Here is a 19,915-nt window from a genome sequence, read left to right on the forward strand (position 1 = left end):
TATCATTGAATTCTTATGAGTACCGAATAAGCTATTTTTTCTTTTCAACCATTTCTAACTGGTCAACACTGACATTGGTGGTGAAAATGCCATAATTAACAATTGCTTTCCCTTTTTCTAGAGAATCTATGCTCCCAACAGCTTTACCATCTTGCATACGTACCCGATCACCAACCTTAAAAACTGGTCTTGGTTTATTCCTTTCCTTAATAATCGCCTTTTTCTTCTCTACCTTCTTTTTCTCGCGAATTACCTTTACTTCTTTTTGTACTTCTTGTGCAACTTGAGCTTTTTTGGCTCTTTCCAATTTGGCCTGGTGCGCCGTTTTCTTTTTTCTTTTACTGTTTTCTGTTTCTACAATTCGCAAAAGTTCAGAAACCAAAGGTCGTTTCTTATTGTCTTGAAAATATTTGTCCGCAGCAACGTTTACTTTGTTCCCCAATTGGATCATTCGCTGATCATGATCGTAGAGCTCTTGATAGTTTTCAAGTTTAGATTTTATTTTTGCATTTAGTTTTTCCAAACGCTGACTTTCTTCTCTGGCCTTGTCTTCTTCCTCTTTTAATCTAGACCCTGTTTGCGCCATTTTATTGCGTTCTTTCTGCAATTTTGCAATCGTGGCATCAAACCTTACTTTACCTCGTTCAATTTTCTTTTTCGCCTTATTGATCAATGAATAGGGGATACCATTTTTTTGGGCTACTTCAAAAGTAAATGAACTACCGGCTTGTCCTAAAATTAATTGAAAGGTAGGTTCCAATGTTTTGCCGTCAAAAAGCATATTGGCATTGGTTACGTGCGGTAATTCATTGGCAAGAGCCTTTAAATTGGCATAGTGTGTAGTTATGACTCCGTAAGACCCGCGTTCATAAAACACTTCTAAAAACGCTTCGGCAAGCGCACCGCCCAATTCAGGGTCACTACCTGTTCCAAATTCATCTATTAAAAACAGGGTATTATCATCGCATCGCTTTAAAAACTGGTTCATGTTCTTTAAACGATAGCTATATGTACTTAAGTGATTTTCAATACTTTGGTTGTCTCCTATATCAGTTAAAATCTTTTTGAAGAAGCAAACTTCACTTCTCTCGTGAACAGGTATCAACATTCCGCTTTGAAGCATTACTTGAAGCAAGCCAATGGTTTTTAACGTAATACTCTTACCACCAGCATTGGGACCGGAAATAACAATGATCCTGTTTTCTTGATGAAGTTCTATAGTCTGTGGAAAAGTCTTTTCCCCTTTGCGCTTATTGTTTAAAAATAACAACGGATGATATGCTTCCCTCAGATACAACCTATTGTCTGCATTGATTTCAGGCATTAAAGCGTTGATATCTTCCGAGTACTTAGCTTTTGCTGCTATGACGTCTATTTGTGTTAGAAATTCTTGATATGCGCTTAAAAGAGCTCTAAATGGTCTAATTTGGGAAGTTAACAGCTTAAGTATACGCTGTACTTCTTCCTTCTCTTCAAATTCTAGGTTGTTTAGCTCTCTGCTGTACTTTAAGGCCGCTTCCGGTTCTATGTAAACTATACTTCCTGTCTTTGATGTACCCATGACGGCACCTTTGATTTTTTTACGGTACATGGCCTTGACCGCCAAAACGCGTCTATTTTCTACGACCGATTCCCTTATTTCATCCAAGTAATCCGAGGCTTGGTAGGTGTTAAGGGCAGCACCAAAACTTTGGCTGATTTTTCCCCTTACGGCATTAATTTGCCGTCTTATGGCAAATAACTGATCGGAGGCATTGTCTTTAACCTCTCCAAATCGATCAATTACGCCATTGATTAGATTGGGTATTTCAGTATTGGGTTCAAGTTTAACGGCAAAATCATTTAATAATGGATAGTAATCCTTGAATTTTTTAAAAAATTTTTGATGTTGTGCAACCGTTAAGCAAATACTGGCTATACGTTTAAAACCTTGGAGTTCTAAAGTAGTGTTTTCAATTTTCAATAGCTTTAGATCGGCGTTGATACTATCAAAACCATGATTTGGAATACGATTTTCACTTACTAATGAAGATAGGTATTCAGCAGTTTTGCCCAGTTCAATTTTGATGACCTCTTCCGTAATGAAAGGGGCAATTTGTAAAGCGGTTTCTTTACCTAGTTCAGTATGGCACCTAAGGGATACTTGTTGTAATACCGATGGAAATTCTAGGTCTTGTAATGTTTTGGAATGTATGTTGGCCACGTTATCTTAATAATAAGTGGCAAAGGTACACATTGACGATGAAATCTAATAGATGGAGCAATTATCGGTTGATCCGATGAAATGTGTTCTGGGGCTAATTAATGGAATTATGTTTAGTATTTAATTGTTATGACATGAGTTGACTTGTGATAATCATAATATTACATTTGAAAAAGATGAATGATCTATTGAATACCTTACAAAATAAACTAGTTCCAAGTTGGCGACATCAACTCGTGGGTGAATTTGAGAAGCCTTATTTTAAAGATCTTATACAATTTGTGGACAATGAGTATAGTGAGCACACTTGCTACCCCGGTAAAAATGACATCTTTGCGGCATTTGATTATTGTGATTTTAATGATGTAAAAGTTGTAATTATAGGGCAGGATCCCTATCATGGTCCTAATCAAGCTAATGGATTATGTTTTTCGGTAAAGGATGGTGTAAAACATCCACCATCATTAGTGAATATATTTAAGGAACTGGAAAATGATATAGGCAAAACATACCCGCAGAGTGGAAATCTTGAAGATTGGGCTAGACAGGGTGTTTTATTGTTAAATGCTACGCTTACCGTACGGGAACATGAAGCCGGAAGTCATCAGAAAAAGGGGTGGGAAACATTTACCGATGCTGTTATAAGATCGCTTTCAGAAAACAGAGAGCAATTGATTTTTCTATTATGGGGTGGCTTTGCCAAAAAAAAAGCGAAACTGATCAATGCAAAGAAGCATTCGATTTTAACATCGGGTCACCCATCGCCATTAAGTGCTAATCGTGGGTACTGGTTTGGTAATGGACATTTTTCTGCCAGTAATAAAATTTTGAATGATTTAGGCAATAAAATGATAACGTGGTAAGTTAGATAATAAATAAATGCTTTAAATTTAGTAGGTATCGAAAGGTACACCACTCAATCAAACAAACTAAAACTACTTAAATGAATAACTTAGACAGGCTGAATACCATTTTACTGGTCGATGATGATGATGCAAGCAACTTCTTGCATTCTATTTTTATCAATAAGCTGGATATGGACGTCAATATTAATTCTGCATTAAACGGTCAAGAAGCTTTAGATTTTATTCTCGGTAAAGGTCAAGAGCAGTTAGAATTACCTTGTATGGTCATGTTAGACCTTAGAATGCCGGTGATGGACGGTTGGCAGTTTATGAAAGCTTATGAGGATATGGTTCCTAAAAAGTTTAAAGATCAAATAACCATTGTTCTAGTTACAATTAGTGATAATAAAGACGATAAAGAGAGAGCTAATACAAACAAATATGTTGCCGATTATGCGCAAAAGCCTTTGTCAGATGATACCTTTAAAGCTTTGATTCAAAAGCATTTTAGTTTAGCGACAATCTAAAACTATTTTAAAATTTCTGTTACGGGAATTGAATCTTCTATAAGGTTTAGTTCCCGTAATGTGTTTTGTACATGGATCAAAGTCTCTGCGGGTAGCTGTTTTTGACTCCAATCGGTTATTTGCAACCACTCTTGAATATCTTCCAATTGTTGATGATACCTATTTGCTAGCGTAGTATCTATTTTAGGTATTTGTTTAAATTCTCTAGTATAGGTATTGATTATCTCAAGTATATGATCTAGAATTCCGCTATTTTCTTCAAGAAAGGTGTTGGTACCTACAAGAACAAAACATGGCCATGGTGTAGGGCAATTTCCTAAATGTCTAAAAGTACCTTTATCTACCAATGGCTTTGTGGTAAAACGCTCCCACATAAAATAATCGGCATCACCAGAAGCTAAACCATTTATTGCACCTTCAAGATTGTTTATAATGTTGAATTTTAAATTATGGGTGTCCCATCCCATTTGCTTAGCTTGAACGTAAGCCATTAAATGGCTGCCACTACCAAAGCGACTAATGGCTGCAGTGGTATTTTCTAACTCATTTAATGATTGGAACGAACTTTTGGCATCTACGTGTATACCCCAAAGCAGGGGAGATGCAATATATTCTTGAATAATTTTTACGGGGTTGCCTTCGGTGATGCTCTTAACAATACCTTCTGTCAAAATGATTGCCAGATCTGTTTCGCCATCTTTTAGCATTTGGCTCATTTTACCTGTTCCTTCAGGTATATCTGTCCATTCAAGTTGAATACCACGCTCCTCAAAAGCACCTTCTTCAATGGCTAGATGCCAAGGAAGGTTAAAATGTTCTGGAACTCCAATTATCTTAACCGTTTTCATTCAATTTACTTTTTAGATAGTCATAGATGGCGTATTGTGATCGTATTGGTGCGTCACCATCTGCCATATCGACTTTTTTGTTGGTGTTATTTACATCAAGTATACGTGCTTTTTGATTGTCATTTAGCTGCAATGACAGAATATGCTTCAATTCGTTAAAGATGTCCTCGTCCAAAATGGGTGTTAATACCTCAATTCTTCTATCAAGGTTACGGGTCATCCAATCAGCCGACCCAATGTACATTAGTTCGTCTCCGCCATTTTCAAATAAATAGATACGCCCATGTTCCAAATACCGATCTACAATACTAGTAATGTACACGTTGTCTTTCATGCCGTCACTAGGGTTTTCGTTAGATGTTAAATAGCAACAGAACCCTCTTACGATCAATCTAACATGGACACCTGCATTAGCAGCTCTGTACAATGCCTTGATCATGTTAGAATCTTCAAGGCTGTTCATTTTCGCAGTAATACCAGCTTTCTTTCCGTTCAATGCCGCCGTAATCTCATTTTGAATAAGGTTCATAAACGTAATTCTGGTTGTAAACGGCGAAACCATTAAACGCTTCAATTTAGGTACGATCAATTTACGTTCCAGCACCTGAAACACCTGGCTTAAATCTTTGGTTATTTTCTTATGAGCGGTAAATAAACCGTGATCACAATAAATTTTGGATGTTTTAGCATTAAAATTACCAGTGCCAATATAAGCGTAGCGCTTTTCAATTTCGCCCTCCGTTCTATATACCATGGCAATTTTTGAATGCACCTTTACTTGTGGTATGCTGAAAATTACTTTAGCGCCTTTCTCCTCAAAAATACGTCCCCATTTAATGTTATTGGCTTCATCGAACCTTGCTTGTGCCTCTACGAATAATGTGACCTCTTTATTATTATCCAATGCGGTCAATATGGCATCTGCTAGAGATGATGACTTGGCAATACGGTAAATGGTCATTTTTATAGCTTTTACCTGTGGGTCTGTGGCTGCTGCTGTCAAAAAATCTTCAACCACCTTAAAATCTTGGTACGGAAAATGTACCAATTGGTCTTTTGTGGCGATACTATTAAATATATCCGTTGTAAATGATAATTCTGGGTGAGGCAATGCCGGTTTCTCTTGGTATTGTAAATGTGCTGTTCCTTCTGGAGCGGGAAAAGAGAAAAAATCGGATAAATTATGGTAAGTGCCGCCTGGTGAAAGATCAACGTCTCCCAGTTTAAAATCACGTTTCAATGAATCTATTAGCCAATTTGGCATTGACTCATCATAAAGTAGTCTGGTGGCCTGACCTGATAGGCGTTTGTCCAAAGAGTTGTAAATTTTCTCAACAAGTTCTACATCAGAGTAATCGTCATCCAAATATAATTCAGCATCTCTAGATAGTTTAATAGAATAACAACCAAGGACCTCTTTTGACGGAAGTAATTTATCAATATTTAGCCTTATTGCATCATCTATATAGCAAAATTGATGACCATCTCCTGGAATAGGAATAAAACGTTCTTGTCCATCTGTTGGTATTTTAACAAGGCTATATTCATCTCCAGGGTGTGCTACTACTAAATAAAGTGCACCATCGGTTAAAAATGCATTTTCCTCATGAATCTCACATGCATCTTTTATGTCATTCAAAAACAGCTCTTCTAAAAATTGCTTCTGGTTTTCACTAATGTTTTTGGAATTCTTAATGAATATGTCATGTTCTTCCAATTGAGCTAGGGTAGAAGCTATGACTTTGCCAAATTGTACTTGTTGTTCGTTTACGGTTTGTAAAATATGCTGTAAGGTAGAATTTGCCTTGAACATTAATTTTTTACGAAACTTTTTATCAAGATTTTTAATTTGACGAAGCTGAGAGACACGAACCTTAAAATACTCATCTAGATTAGATGAGAATATCGCCAAAAACTTTAATCGCTCTAACAACGGTGTGTCATCACTTTTAGCTTCAAGTAGAACACGCTCGTTAAAATAGAGCCAATTAATATCCCTATGCTTTAAATTGTCTTTTTTCATTGTAAGATTTGCGTAAAAATAAGTAGTACAATTTTAAGATTATTGTAAATCTATGTTAAGCCAATCTTTCCAAACAGAACTCAATAAGTTTATCTACCGAAGCGGTTGGGGTGGTAGAGAACTCCCCGGTTGACCTGTTCGCTAAAATACAATTTAGTGATACGGCCTCGTGACCTAGTAGCTGTGAAAGGGCATAAATACCCGAAGTTTCCATCTCAAGGTTGGTCAATTGAAGATCATTATAGGAAAAAGAGGATAATTTCTCCATTAATTCCATTTGACTTGGCTTAATTCTTAATTGTCGCTGTTGAGGACCGTAGAACCCTGTATTTGTTGCTGTGAATCCTAATCGTATACGATTATCCGTAAACAGTTCTCCTAGTTTTTTTGAGTAGGATAGCACGTATGGCCTTGCTTTGGTCTTATGCCAAGAGGTGTGTGCTATGAATGATTCTTCTATTTCTGGATAATTGATGTTACTGTGCTCATAGAAATGCAGAAGCCCATCAAATCCTATAGCATATTCACTTATTAAAAACGAATCAATGGGTATGTTGGGTTGTATGGCCCCACTGGTCCCTATTCTAATAATATTTAAAGAAGTGTGCTCTTTTTTTAATGTTCTTGTCTTAAAATCAATGTTTACCAATGCATCTAACTCGTTTAAGACAATATCAATATTATCCGTACCTATGCCGGTAGAAATAACAGAAATTCGTTTGCCGTTCAAATGCCCGGTATGGGTATGGAATTCACGCTTTCCTTTTCTGACCTCAATGGTATCAAAAAAACGGGAAACCTGACCAACCCTATCTGGGTCGCCAACGGTGATAACCGTGGTTGCAATATCTTCTGGTAATAAATTCAGATGATAAATACTGCCATCTTCATTGATGACAAGTTCAGCAGGCTTTAATTGCATGCTATAATTTTAAGATTCGGTTCGTAGTGGTGTTATAAAGGAAATTGTACTTTAAAGCACCTCCTAAATACACATCGTTGTCTTGAATACAAGAATAATAACTTGTTTTGCCTTCTAGGATTTCCTTTCCTTTTTTGGAAATACGGACAGGATTTAAGCTGGTGATCAAAGGTTTTAATCGTGTTATGGCACGATCATATTGAGTATTGGAAAAACCAAGATTTCCCTGATTTTTAAGCAGCACATCCATGTATTCTGTTTTGGACTTTGGTTTTTTGTCAATGGCCAATTTTAAAATGGTATTCTCCATATCATTAAGTCCGTTATTAATGCTTGGAAAACGTTTTAGGTGGGATTTTACGGCATCACCTAAATAATCAAACTGATAATCCTTAAAGTCGGTCAGGTTCTCTAACCGAATAGGGTTATTGCTACAGTAAAGTTGCCAAACATAATCGGCATATTCAGTATCATCTTGTGTTAATACCTTTTTGTTTTTGTAAAGACCCAATAATTGTTCGTCAGATAGCTCGTTAAGGCTATACATCTTATCGGATTCATCTTCCTTTCCACTACATACCAAAGATATTTGGGCATATTTTCTATGGGTGAGAAGCCAGCTAATGACCGCTAGCATATTCACTTGACAAAAAAGATCATATTCGAACCAAAGTACGATATGATCTTGTTGTTTATGACTACAGAGCGATCTGTATTCTTTAAGTGTCTTTTCTATAAACCACGATTTTGAAACTTTATAATTTTTATGGAGAAACTCAAAACGTGCTTTCCAAAATGTTTCCGTACCTACGTTAGGCAGTGTTTGGCCTTCACAAAGCATTTCGCGCCATGTAATGACGTCACCGTCTAAATTTAATTTCTGAAGGCGTTCGGTAAAAACATCTCCATTGGTAATGTGTAAGAGAGAACTCATACCAGGTTTGATTTAGTTAGAATGATTAAAAATAATACTTATAACAACGTTATAAAATTATTTAACAGAAAACAAATGATAGTTTTAAAGACTGAAATAATGTTAAATTAACCGCCTACACGCTTCACTGCAAAGCCTTTATCTTTAAGTATTGACATGATTTTATCGCGATAATCTCCTTGAATTATAATTTTATCGTCTTTAAAACTGCCACCAACACTCAATTTCGTCTTTAGTTCTTTGGCCAATTTCTTAAAATCTTCGTCCGCACCGGTATAACCTTCCAATATTGTAATGGGTTTACCTTTGCGTTTTTCGTACTTACAGATTATTGGGTCTTCTTGAAGCCAAATAGGGTTTTCCGTCTTATTTTCTACCTCGTTTTCTTCGGGTTCGTGGTCTGGAAAAAGATTCTTTAACTGGTCTTTTAGATCCATGGTTATTATTTTTTAATTAACCCTAACTCAATTAATCTTTCATGTAAAAATTCTCCAGCAGTAATATCTTCATATAGTTTAGGATGCTCATCATCAATACAGTTCTCTAAACAGTTTAGCGGCATTTCGCTAACAGGATGCATAAAGAACGGAACAGAATATCTAGAAGTGCCCCAAAGTTCCTTAGGAGGGTTAACCACCTGATGGATTGTGGAAAGCAATTTATTATTTGTTAATCGTGACAGCATATCGCCAACGTTGATCATTAACTCATCTGGCTTTGCAATGGCATCTACCCATTCGCCTTCGTGGTTTTGCACTTGTAAACCTTTACCATGTGCACCCATTAAAAGGGTAATCAAATTTATATCACCATGTGCAGCAGCTCTAACGGCATTCTTTGGCTCTGTCTTTATAGGTGGGTAGTGGATTGGACGTAAAATTGAATTTCCGTTCTTGATGAAGTTATCAAAATAAAACTCATCTAAGTTTAAGTGAAGGGCCAATGCGCGTAAAACGTATTTTGCCGTTTTTTCCAACATTTTATACGTTTCCTTACCTACTTTGTTAAACTCAGGTAATTCTTTTACAATGACATTTGCAGGATATTCCTTTTCTAACTTATCATTATCCTCAACATACTGTCCAAAATGCCAAAACTCTTTTAAATCACCTTCTTTTCTACCTTTGGCATGTTCTTTACCAAAAGAAGTATAGCCGCGTTGCCCGCCTATGCCTTCAATTTGGTACCCGTCTTTTACATCATCAGGTAAATCAAAAAAAGCTTTTATCTCTGCATAAAGCGAATCTACCAGCTCATCGGACAGGAAATGTCCGCCCAACGCAACAAAGCCAATCTCTTCAAAGGCTTTTCCAATTTCATTTATAAATTTCTGTTTTCTTTTTGGATCTTCCGAAAGAAAGTCAGTCAAGTCTACACTAGGTACCAAACTCATATTTTAAAGATTTTACGTAAAATTAATAATTATTGCTGATTTAATAGCGTTGTTATAATCGATACTTGCTATATCCATTTTTGTTACATTTATAGTTTAATAGTCTAAATTGACCGTATTAATGAATTACACCGATTTTAAAGTAACGGAAGACGTTAAGTTAAAACTTTATAAATCAATGATTAAACCTCGTATGGTTGAGGAGAAAATGTTGATATTACTGAGACAGGGCAAAATTTCCAAATGGTTTAGCGGTATTGGTCAAGAGGCTATTTCTGTTGGGGTAACTACGGCTTTAAAGGAAGATGAATATATATTGCCCATGCATAGAAACTTGGGTGTTTTTACAACCAGGGAAATTCCATTATATAGATTATTTGCACAATGGCAAGGTAAAGCTAGCGGATTTACACAGGGTAGGGACCGTAGCTTTCATTTTGGCACACAAGATTTCAAGATTATTGGTATGATCTCTCATTTGGGTCCGCAGTTAGGTGTTGCAGATGGTATTGCTTTGGCTCATAAACTAAAAAAGGAGAAAAAAGTAACTGCTGTATTTACAGGGGAAGGAGCAACAAGTGAAGGAGATTTTCATGAAGCGTTAAATGTCGCCGCTGTTTGGGAACTTCCTGTACTTTTTTGTGTTGAAAACAATGGGTATGGATTGTCTACTCCCACAAACGAGCAGTTTAAGTGTGATAATATTGCCGATAAAGGTGTGGGTTATGGTATGGAATCGCATATTATTGATGGGAACAATATTTTAGAAGTTTATTTTAAAGTTGCTCATTTGGTAAGGGATATGCGTATAAATCCAAGACCAATTTTGTTGGAATTTAAGACGTTTCGCATGCGCGGACATGAAGAGGCCAGCGGAACAAAATATGTGCCTCAAGAGCTTCTAGATACCTGGGCGGCTAAAGATCCGCTAGAAAATTTTACGACTTATTTGATCGGCGAAAATTTGTTGACCCCAGAAAGTATAGCGGCTTACAAAACTGAAATACAGGTAGAAATTGATGAACATTTGAGAATTGCTTTTGCTGAGGATACTATTAAACCTAATGAAACTATAGAGTTAGGTGATGTGTATCAAAAATTTGATTATAAAGAAGTTAGACCTAGTAAATTTATTACAAAAATCCGTTTGGTAGATGCCATATCAGAAGGTTTGAGACAGGCTATGAAGAAGTTTGATAACCTGGTGATAATGGGACAAGATGTCGCTGAATACGGTGGGGTATTTAAAATTACCGACGGGTTCGTTAACGATTTTGGTAAAGAAAGAGTACGTAATACACCTATTTGCGAATCGGCAATTGTTTCGGCTTCTATGGGTTTGTCCATAAACGGTATGAAGGCAGTTATGGAAATGCAATTTGCGGATTTTGCCAGTAGCGGATTTAATCCTATTGTAAATTATTTGGCAAAGAGCTATTACAGATGGGGAGAAAACGCAGATGTAGTTATACGAATGCCCTGTGGTGGTGGGGTAGCGGCAGGTCCTTTTCACTCCCAGACCAATGAAGCATGGTTTACCAAAACACCCGGTTTAAAAGTTGTGTACCCCGCGTTTCCATATGATGCAAAAGGGTTGCTAGCTACGTCAATTGAAGATCCAAATCCGGTATTGTTTTTTGAACATAAAGGGTTGTACAGAAGTGTTTACCAAGAAGTACCTGTTGATTACTATACCCTGCCCTTGGGGGAAGCCAGTCTTTTAAGGCAGGGAGATCAAATAACTATTATTACTTATGGTGCGGGAGTGCACTGGGCATTGGAAACTTTAGATAAGCATACGGAAATTAGGGCAGATGTATTGGATTTAAGAACCTTGCAACCCCTGGATACAAAAGCTATTTATGATTCGGTTATAAGAACGGGAAAAGTTATAATACTACAGGAAGATAGCCTTTTCGGCGGAATTGCAAGTGATATTTCTGCAATGGTCATGGAGAATTGTTTTGAGTACCTGGATGGTCCAATAAAAAGAGTTGGTAGCTTAGAAACGCCAATACCTTTTAATGCCGAACTAGAAGCACAGTATCTTGCAAAATCTAGGTTTGAAAAAGATTTGCTAGAGCTCATAGCTTATTAAAGGAAACAGGTCAACAAAAATGTTAAAAGAGGTAATAAGTATGATTGTTTAAGAGCATCTTTGCAATGTCAATTGGTCGAAAATATAAAAAGTTTCCGTCCAAATAATGACAAATGACGTATATAGATCAAACCTAAATAATTTACTTATGAAAAAAATGATTTTGCTTTTTAGTGTGGTACTCTTAATATCCTCGTGCTCAATTTCGAAGGATGCTAGGGGCAAGCGTAACCTACTAAGCGGTACTTGGACCTTGAACAATGTTTCTTTTGAGGGTAATACGGGCAATGTTAAGGCTGTTTTGTTCAATGATGTTGAAGATATTTGTTTAGAGGGCAGCGAATGGTTCTTTAGAGATAATAACAGCACTGGTAGATATACCATTGACCAATCCACATTTTGTACAGGGGGCGATCGTTATATTAGATGGTCAGTTGTAGAACGTGAAGAAAATTATACAAGCCAACTACAGTTCAAATTCATTAACGAGAAAAACCAGGATATTTCCGGAGGTGCGGGTTACCGTTTAAATATTGAAAACCTTACGGAGTATGCAATGACCCTAAAGTCTAACGTTATGGTAGAAGGGTCACCCGTGAACGTAGTTTATGAATTCAGTAAAAAATAATTACCTACTTATAAATTAAATAAAGTATATGAAAACAATGATATTACGCAAAACTAGTTACATAATCGCTCTTGCCATGGTAATGAGCTGTAGTACAGTAAAAAATGCAAATAAAACCCAAAAAGGTGCGGTAATAGGCGCAACGGGTGGAGCCGTAATCGGTGGTGTTTTAGGAAATAACGTAGGTAGTGGAAATAATACCGCTCTGGGTGCAATTTTAGGTGCTGCCATAGGTGGCGCTGCCGGTGGGTACATAGGAAATAGAATGGACCGCCAAGCTGAACGTATAGAAGAGGAAATTCCAGGAGCAGAAGTGAAAAGAGTAGGTGAAGGTATCAATGTTACGTTTAACGAAGATGCCGGAGTTTATTTTGACACCAATAAATCAAATGTACAAGGTACATCTGCAACTACATTGAACAAATTGGTTGGTATTTTCAAAGAATACCCAAAATCAAATATTTTAGTAGAGGGTCATACCGATAGTGCAGGTGCAGAAGAGTATAACCTTAATCTTTCTAAGCAAAGGGCGGAGTCGGTAACCAATTATTTAATAAGCCAAGGGATAGATGCTAGTCGATTCGATACCAAATGGTATGGAGAAACACAGCCAGTTGGTGATAACAGTACCGCTGCGGGAAAAGCAAAGAACAGACGTGTGGAGTTGGCAATTGTTGCCAGTGAGTCTCTAAAACAAGAAGCTAAAACTCAGACGAACTAAGATTTTAAAGTTTGGTATTGAGTTAAAAATAAAAGCCCTGCATTTGCAGGGCTTTTTTGTTTTTGGTGTAACTTCCATGCAATGAAGGAGCATAGCATACTGATAATTGGAGGTGGTCTAGCGGGACTTTGCGCCGCGGTTCATTTGGCTATGGAAGGATTGGATGTTGCCATATTGGAGAAACAGACTTATCCACATCATAAAGTATGCGGTGAGTATGTGTCTAAAGAAGTTGAGCCATATTTACAACGTTTGGGTATAGACTTAAGAGCAAAAGGAGCTATGGAAATTACCCGGTTTAGTATGAGTGCCATTGATGGTTATAGTATAGAAACCGAACTACCCTTGGGCGGATTTGGTATTAGTAGATATGCATTTGATAATTACCTATATCTACGGGCAAAAGAACTTGGGGTCATTTTTTATTTTGAAAAAGTAATTTCTACGGCGTTTAAAGATGATCAATTTACCGTGGTAACAAATGTAAAGAACTATACGGCAAAAATAGTCATTGGCGCATATGGTAAGCGTTCTATGCTAGATAAGAAACTCGATAGAAACTTCAGTAGAAAGAAGCATTCTTGGTTGGCGGTAAAGGCACATTATAAGGTTTCTGATTTTCCAAAGGGTAAAGTAGCATTACACAATTTTAAAGGAGGTTATGGTGGCTTGTCCCAAACGGAAACAGGAGCAATAAATTTCTGTTATTTAGCACACTACAACAGTTTTAAAGCTTGTAAAGATGTGGATAGCTACACACAAGAAATTGTTGGGGAAAATCCGTCTTTGAGAAAATTTCTAGAAAATTCCGAACCTGTTTTTGATAATCCCATGACCATAGCACAAATATCCTTTGATAAAAAAGACAGTGTAGTAGACCATATGCTAATGTGTGGAGATACTGCGGGACTTATACATCCACTCTGTGGCAATGGTATGGCTATGGCAATACACAGTGCTAAAATTGCTTCAGAACTGATTGTTCAATTTTACGGACAAGGTAAATATAGTCGTGTTGCTTTAGAACAAGATTACCGGAAAGCTTGGTCTAAAAATTTAGCTAGAAGATTATGGTTTGGCAGAATATTACAAGGCATATTATTAAATGAAAAATGGGTTTCAATAGGCTTAAAAACCATTGGAAGATCAAAAACAGTATTAAGATATATTATTTCAAAAACACATGGTAAGCCTATAGTTTAATGATAGATTTTAAGCATAGAAGTGAAGAAGTGGAGATTATGGATACCTACAAAGGTTCCATCTCCGAGCTTGAGTTAATATTAAATGATATTAATAGGGTCAATAATTTTCTAGGTGGTTACCGTATTACTTTAAATGCTGTTTTTGAATTACTTAGGTTTAAAAATAATGAATCGTATACGATTTTAGATATGGGTTGTTCCGATGGAACCATGCTGAAAAAGCTTGCGTCTGCAGCCAGAAAGAAGAATATTGACCTTAAATTAATAGGAATAGACTTAAATGCAAAAGCATTGGAGTTGGCAAAGCGGAATACCATAGATTATCCAGAAATTAGCTATATACAGGCTGATATTCTTTTACACGATTTCTCCGATTTAAAAATAGATATTGTGATGTCTACATTGACCCTTCACCACTTTACGGATGATGGTGTTTTAAAGTTTGTAAATCGGTTTGTACAATTAGCTTCAATTGGGGTGGTCATCAATGATTTGGAGCGTAGTCCGGTTGCCTATTACTTGTTTAAAATATTTAGTTGGTTTTTTATAAAAACTGAAATTGGCAAAAAAGATGGCTTATTATCTATTCGAAGAGCAATTAAAATAAATGAATTGCGACAAATAGCGCATAGGGTTTCTAATGTAACGCATCACATACAATGGAAATGGGCATTTAGATATGTATGGGTTTTAAAAAAGAAGTAGTAGATTGAAGATTAAGAAAGCTATGAATTACACAAGAATTGTAACTGTCACCAAAGAATTACCACCGTATTATAGAAATACCGAGGATATTATTCCCCTTGTTGAATATTGGTTAAGTGGGCAAGAGCAACGGTTTACCAGAAAAGTAGTTAAAATATTTGAAGGCGCTGCGGTAGATAAACGTTATTCAATTATGCCACCGGAAGAAGTGTTTCAAACAACTTCTTTTGAAGATAAGAACAAGATTTATAGCAGAGAAGCCAAACGTATGGGGGGCAATGTTTTAAAGAAAGCCTTGGGCAAAAGTAATTGGGCGGCTTCATCAATAGATTACATTATTACGGTTAGTTGTACAGGTATAATGATTCCATCGTTAGATGCATATTTGATCAATGAATTGGGTATGCGACAAGATGTAGTTAGACTTCCCGTAACAGAAATGGGTTGTGCAGCTGGCGTTTCCGGGCTCATATATGCACACAATTTTTTGAAATCCAATCCGGGTAAGCGCATTGCCTTGGTATCGGTAGAAAGTCCCACCGCAACCTTTCAGCTTCAAGACTATTCCATGGCAAATATGGTCAGTGCGGCAATTTTTGGTGATGGGGCGGCATGTGTGTTATTATCATCCGAAGAAAATGCAATTGGACCTAAAATAATTGGAGAGGAAATGTACCATTTTCATAATGCTACCCAAATGATGGGGTTTGACCTTACCAACCACGGATTGAAAATGATACTTGATCCCGCAGTACCCGAAACCATTGCTGAACATTTTGCAGAAATAGTACATCCTTTTTTAGGAAAGTACGGTAGTTCCATTCAGAAAGTAGACCATTTGGTATTTCATCCCGGTGGAAGAAAAATTGTGCAGACCGTAGAAGCTTTATTTGGCGCTTTAGGGAAAAACATTGATGACACTAGAGAGGTATTGCGTCTTTATGGAAATATGAGCAGTGCTACGGTGCTTTACGTTTTAGAGCGCTTCATGGATAAGAAAATTCCGGAAGGAGAGCAAGGGCTCATTCTAAGTTTTGGACCAGGATTTTCGGCACAACGGGTATTAATAGAATGGTAGTATATTTTAAATATGGAAAATAGGTATTGGGCATTAATTTTAGGCGGTAGTAGCGGGTTAGGGTTGGCAACGGCAAAGAAATTGGCTTCACATGGCTACCATATCATCATAATTCATCGGGATAGACGAGCAAATATGGATATCATCGAAGAACATTTCAATGAAATTGAAGCATTTGGCAATCAATTACTGGCAATGAATGTAGATGCCTTAAATGATGGGAAAAGAAAAGGAATTATTGATGATATAAGGCAGAAGTTGCCTTTTGGGCATAAGATTAAGGTAATGGTACATAGCGTGGCAAAAGGCACATTAAAGCCTATGTACTCCAAAACAGCATCTACTTTAACAGATGTAGATTTCAGAATAACTTTTGACGCAATGGCATTGAGCTTGTTCGATTGGACAAAAGCCTTGGAAACAGCAGCGTTGTTTGCTGATGATACTAGGGTAATATCGTTTACCAGTGAAGGTAATACCAAGGCCTTACCTAATTATAGCGCTGTTTCAGTGGCTAAGGTGGCGTTAGAGGCATTGACAAGAAGTATTGCACTGGAGTTCGCTTCCGTAGGTATAAAGGCAAATTGTATACAAGCGGGTATTACAATGACCAAATCATTATCAATGATTCCCGGTTTTGAACAAATTAAAGAAAATGCCCTGAGTAGAAACCCTAATAATCGTTTAACCACTCCAGAAGACATTGCCAATGCAGTGTATTTACTTACCACTGATGAGGCAAAATGGATAACGGGTACCGTGATCAAGGTAGATGGTGGTGAAAGTTTATTGTAAATGTAAAACCTATGAAAAAATCATATTCTTATATATTGGACCAATTGCCTTATGCGCATCCTTTTTTATTTGTAGATGAAATTTTAAATGCGCATGATACTGGTATTGATGGCTCATATACGTTTAAGGCTGATGCTGATTTTTATAGTGGTCATTTTAAGAATAACCCTGTAACGCCTGGAGTCATATTGACGGAGTGTTGTGCCCAAATAGGTTTGGTGTGTTTGGGCATATATTTAATGGGGAAAGATGCGGCAGAGAAAACGGTTGGTATAAGTATGAGCAGTTCGGAAATGGAATATTTATTACCTGTTTTTCCAGGAGAACGGGTAAAAGTAATTTCAGAACTGAAATATTTTAGATTCCAGAAATTAAAGTGCCATGTAAAAATGTACAATGAACAAGATAAACTGGTCTGTAAGGGTATATTGGCAGGCATGATGAGATAGCTAATGGGTAGACGCGTTGTAATTACAGGTTTAGGAGTGTGTGCACCAAATGGTGTTGGTCTTACTGATTTTACCCAGGCATTATTGGATGGTAAAAGTGGCATTAGGCATCAACCAAATTTAGAGAAACTTGGCTTTGGTTGTCAAGTAGCGGGAGAGCCCTTGGTGAAAGATAATTTGATCAATTCTTATTTTACCCCCTTGGAAAGAAGGGGGCTAAATGCTTCGGGAATTGTGTATGGTGTAATTGCAGGTGTTGATGCTTGGAATGATGCGAGACTTGTTAAGAATACGACAAATGAGCCTAGTTGGGATCGTGGAATTGTTTTTGGAACAGGTATACTAGGGGTAGATAAATTTAGGGAAGCCATTCACTTAATAGATGATGGTAATGTGAGAAGATTGGGTAGTACTTCGGTTATTCAAACCATGGCAAGTGGAATTAGTGCTTATTTAGGGGGTATGTTAGGGTGTGGAAATCAAGTGACCACCAATTCTGCAGCTTGTACCACGGGAACAGAAGGAATAGTTATGGCTTATGATAGAATAAGTCAAGGAAAAGCGGAAATTATGCTCACAGGTAGTTGTAGTGACAGCGGACCGTATGTATGGGGAGGTTTTGATGCCATGCGTATATTGCCTAGGGGATATAATAATGATCCGGCAAAGGCGAGCCGGCCAATGAGTGCAACAGCATGCGGATTTATACCGGGTAGCGGGGCAGGAGCTTTGGTATTAGAATCTTTAGAAAGTGCGCAAGAACGTGGTGCACACATATATGCCGAAGTTCTAGGTGGGGAAATCAATAGTGGAGGGCAAGTAGGCGAAGGCTCTATGACAGCTCCCAACAGCTTGGCGGTACAGCGCTGTATTAAGAATGCTGTAGTCAATGCCGGTATAGAAGCATCGGATATAGATGTTATTAACGGACATTTGACGGCTACCTCAAAAGACGGCTTGGAAATTAAGAATTGGAGCGTGGCCTTAAATAGAAAAGGGGCGGATTTTCCTTTTATTAATTCTTTTAAAGGTGCAGTAGGTCATTGTTTGGCAGCTGCAGGTAGTATAGAATGTGTGGCAGCTATTCTTCAATTTAAAGAACAAGTTGTTTTTAAAAATATTAATTGTGAAGATATTCACCCTGAAATAACTGAACTGATCGCAGATTCATGTATCCCAAGAAAGACGTTAGAAAATGCACCTAGTATAATAGCCAAAGCCAGTTTTGGATTTGGAGATGTCAATGCCTGTGTAATTTTTAAAGCGTTTACTAAATGACCCTATAAGTTTATACCGAATAGTATTAAAAATTGAATAGTAGTATGGAAAAGGAAGAAAAGTATCAAAAATTAAAAAATATTATCAAAGTCTACCTTCCCGATGACGTAGCGTTTTCTGATATTTCAGAAGATAGCCATCTGATGAACGACTTAAATATCAACTCTGCTAACTTGGTAGATATTGTGTTGGATGTGGAGGATGCTTTTGACATCCGGTTAGAGAACGAGGATATGGAAAACATGCAGACCGTTAATGATGCTGTTGCTATTATAGATGCAAAATTAAATACAAAATAATGTTAGCTCTCGGTACCGTGTTCCTTGTTCTTATCCTTAATTAGAGTAGATGCAAGAATACCGGAAATCAGTGCTACCGAAATTACGGTCAGCGAGACCCATTCAGGTAAATGAACATAATGAGAGAAAAGCATTTTTAGACCTACGAAAGCTAAAATAATCACTAAGCTATAATTGATGTACCTGAATTTTTCTAGCATTCTGGATATTAGAAAATACATAGATCGTAAACCTAAAATAGCAAGTATGTTAGAGCTGAATACAATAAACGGGTCAGCTGTTATCGCTAATATGGCAGGTATACTATCAAGTGCAAAAAGAATATCTGTCAATTCGATCACTATTAATGCAACAAAAAGCGGTGTAGCAGCATTGAGCCCCATTCGTTTAACAAAGAAATCGTGACCATGCATAGTCGTCGTTACGGGGTAAATCTTCTTTATTTGTTTAAAGACAAATGAATTTTTTGGGTCAAAATTATCGTCATCGCCCTTTAGCATTTTAAATGCGGTATACAATAAGAATACTCCAAAAACGTAAATGATCCATTCGAATTTGGTTATTAATGCAACACCAAATAAAATCATTAATGCTCTAAATACGATTGCCCCTAGAATTCCCCAAAATAGCACACGGTGTTGGTATAAAGGCGGAATTTTAAAGGATGAAAAAATAACGGCGATTACAAATACATTGTCCACACTAAGTGAAAGCTCAATGAGATAACCCGTTATATATTTTAAAACGGCGTCATTTGGCGTAAGTGCAGTTGGGTTGTCAATAATTTCCACATTGAAGAGCCAATAAATAACACCACTGAATGCTAGGGCAACGGTTACCCATATAGCGGTCCAGATGCCTGCCTCCTTAGATTTGATTACATGTTCGTTCTTGTGGAATACCCCTAGGTCAAGGGCAAGAAATACAAGTACAAATGCGATAAAGACTATCCAGACTATCATAT

At 37.1% G+C, this 19,915-nt stretch carries 20 protein-coding genes; 12 read left to right on the forward strand and 8 right to left on the reverse strand.

Annotated elements, in window-relative coordinates:
• Window positions 1-31 precede the first annotated feature (31 nt).
• Complete coding sequence (locus tag VBZ51_RS10690) at window positions 32-2,203, reverse strand: endonuclease MutS2 (RefSeq protein WP_416576908.1); 2,172 nt, start codon at window positions 2,201-2,203, stop codon at window positions 32-34.
• Between the two features lie 176 nt (window positions 2,204-2,379).
• Between VBZ51_RS10690 and ung the strand changes: the two genes are divergently transcribed.
• Together ung and VBZ51_RS10700 are read left to right on the forward strand one after the other, a co-directional pair.
• The gene (gene ung / locus VBZ51_RS10695) at window positions 2,380-3,066 is read left to right on the forward strand and encodes a uracil-DNA glycosylase (RefSeq protein WP_416576909.1); all 687 of its coding nucleotides are present in this window, start codon (window positions 2,380-2,382) and stop codon (window positions 3,064-3,066) included.
• Between the two features lie 80 nt (window positions 3,067-3,146).
• Window positions 3,147-3,575, forward strand: a complete 429-nt coding sequence (locus tag VBZ51_RS10700; RefSeq protein WP_416576910.1) for a response regulator — start codon at window positions 3,147-3,149, stop codon at window positions 3,573-3,575.
• Between the two features lie 2 nt (window positions 3,576-3,577).
• Here the strand turns inward: VBZ51_RS10700 and VBZ51_RS10705 are convergent, their stop codons facing one another.
• The 6 genes from VBZ51_RS10705 to VBZ51_RS10730 all read right to left on the reverse strand — a co-directional run bounded on the left by VBZ51_RS10705 (window position 3,578) and on the right by VBZ51_RS10730 (window position 9,695).
• Window positions 3,578-4,423 (reverse strand): substrate-binding domain-containing protein, encoded by an 846-nt coding sequence (locus VBZ51_RS10705; protein ID WP_416576911.1) that lies wholly within the window; start codon window positions 4,421-4,423, stop codon window positions 3,578-3,580.
• Window positions 4,410-6,446: a polyphosphate kinase 1 gene (gene ppk1 / locus VBZ51_RS10710; protein ID WP_416576912.1), complete on the reverse strand. Its 2,037-nt coding sequence runs from the start codon at window positions 6,444-6,446 to the stop codon at window positions 4,410-4,412. The genes VBZ51_RS10705 and ppk1 overlap by 14 nt, the downstream gene beginning before the upstream one ends.
• Before the next feature lie 55 nt (window positions 6,447-6,501).
• Window positions 6,502-7,368, reverse strand: a complete 867-nt coding sequence (locus VBZ51_RS10715; RefSeq protein ID WP_099192983.1) for a nucleoside phosphorylase — start codon at window positions 7,366-7,368, stop codon at window positions 6,502-6,504.
• Between the two features lies 1 nt (window position 7,369).
• Complete coding sequence (locus tag VBZ51_RS10720) at window positions 7,370-8,302, reverse strand: DUF1835 domain-containing protein (RefSeq protein WP_058102882.1); 933 nt, start codon at window positions 8,300-8,302, stop codon at window positions 7,370-7,372.
• Window positions 8,303-8,409: 107 nt separating this feature from the next.
• A complete protein-coding gene (locus tag VBZ51_RS10725) occupies window positions 8,410-8,739 on the reverse strand; it encodes a translation initiation factor (RefSeq protein WP_416576913.1) in 330 nt (109 codons plus the stop codon).
• Between the two features lie 5 nt (window positions 8,740-8,744).
• Window positions 8,745-9,695 carry an isopenicillin N synthase family dioxygenase gene (locus VBZ51_RS10730; protein ID WP_058102880.1) on the reverse strand — a complete coding sequence of 317 codons (951 nt, stop codon included), beginning with the start codon at window positions 9,693-9,695 and terminating at the stop codon, window positions 8,745-8,747.
• Window positions 9,696-9,816: 121 nt separating this feature from the next.
• Here VBZ51_RS10730 and VBZ51_RS10735 point away from each other — a divergent pair, with 121 nt between their 5' ends.
• The 10 genes from VBZ51_RS10735 (at window position 9,817) to VBZ51_RS10780 (ending at window position 18,951) form a co-directional block, all read left to right on the forward strand.
• The gene (locus tag VBZ51_RS10735; RefSeq protein ID WP_416576914.1) at window positions 9,817-11,793 is read left to right on the forward strand and encodes an alpha-ketoacid dehydrogenase subunit alpha/beta; all 1,977 of its coding nucleotides are present in this window, start codon (window positions 9,817-9,819) and stop codon (window positions 11,791-11,793) included.
• 148 nt (window positions 11,794-11,941) lie between these two features.
• A complete protein-coding gene (locus VBZ51_RS10740; protein ID WP_058102878.1) occupies window positions 11,942-12,421 on the forward strand; it encodes a lipocalin family protein in 480 nt (159 codons plus the stop codon).
• A gap of 37 nt (window positions 12,422-12,458) precedes the next feature.
• Window positions 12,459-13,142 (forward strand): OmpA family protein, encoded by a 684-nt coding sequence (locus tag VBZ51_RS10745; RefSeq protein WP_394332422.1) that lies wholly within the window; start codon window positions 12,459-12,461, stop codon window positions 13,140-13,142.
• A gap of 81 nt (window positions 13,143-13,223) precedes the next feature.
• Window positions 13,224-14,345, forward strand: coding sequence for an NAD(P)/FAD-dependent oxidoreductase (locus VBZ51_RS10750; protein ID WP_416576915.1), 1,122 nt, complete (start codon window positions 13,224-13,226; stop codon window positions 14,343-14,345).
• On the forward strand, window positions 14,345-15,052 hold the full coding sequence (locus tag VBZ51_RS10755) for a methyltransferase domain-containing protein (RefSeq protein ID WP_416576916.1): 708 nt from the start codon (window positions 14,345-14,347) through the stop codon (window positions 15,050-15,052). Before VBZ51_RS10750 ends, VBZ51_RS10755 begins: the two co-directional genes overlap by 1 nt.
• Window positions 15,053-15,074: 22 nt before the next feature.
• Window positions 15,075-16,130 carry a type III polyketide synthase gene (locus VBZ51_RS10760; protein ID WP_416576917.1) on the forward strand — a complete coding sequence of 352 codons (1,056 nt, stop codon included), beginning with the start codon at window positions 15,075-15,077 and terminating at the stop codon, window positions 16,128-16,130.
• A 12-nt stretch (window positions 16,131-16,142) separates the two neighbouring features.
• Complete coding sequence (locus VBZ51_RS10765; RefSeq protein ID WP_416576918.1) at window positions 16,143-16,925, forward strand: SDR family oxidoreductase; 783 nt, start codon at window positions 16,143-16,145, stop codon at window positions 16,923-16,925.
• A gap of 11 nt (window positions 16,926-16,936) precedes the next feature.
• Window positions 16,937-17,374 (forward strand): 3-hydroxyacyl-ACP dehydratase FabZ family protein, encoded by a 438-nt coding sequence (locus VBZ51_RS10770; RefSeq protein ID WP_416576919.1) that lies wholly within the window; start codon window positions 16,937-16,939, stop codon window positions 17,372-17,374.
• Between the two features lie 3 nt (window positions 17,375-17,377).
• Window positions 17,378-18,652, forward strand: a complete 1,275-nt coding sequence (locus VBZ51_RS10775; protein ID WP_340158088.1) for a beta-ketoacyl-[acyl-carrier-protein] synthase family protein — start codon at window positions 17,378-17,380, stop codon at window positions 18,650-18,652.
• A 44-nt stretch (window positions 18,653-18,696) separates the two neighbouring features.
• Window positions 18,697-18,951, forward strand: coding sequence for an acyl carrier protein (locus VBZ51_RS10780; protein ID WP_416577194.1), 255 nt, complete (start codon window positions 18,697-18,699; stop codon window positions 18,949-18,951).
• 2 nt (window positions 18,952-18,953) lie between these two features.
• Here the strand turns inward: VBZ51_RS10780 and VBZ51_RS10785 are convergent, their stop codons facing one another.
• Entirely contained in the window at window positions 18,954-19,913 is a 960-nt protein-coding gene (locus VBZ51_RS10785; protein ID WP_416576920.1) for a TerC family protein, read from the reverse strand.
• Window positions 19,914-19,915 lie beyond the last annotated feature (2 nt).

Source organism: Maribacter sp. HS, assembly GCF_048059195.1.
Classification (GTDB): Bacteria; Bacteroidota; Bacteroidia; order Flavobacteriales; family Flavobacteriaceae; genus Maribacter; species Maribacter dokdonensis.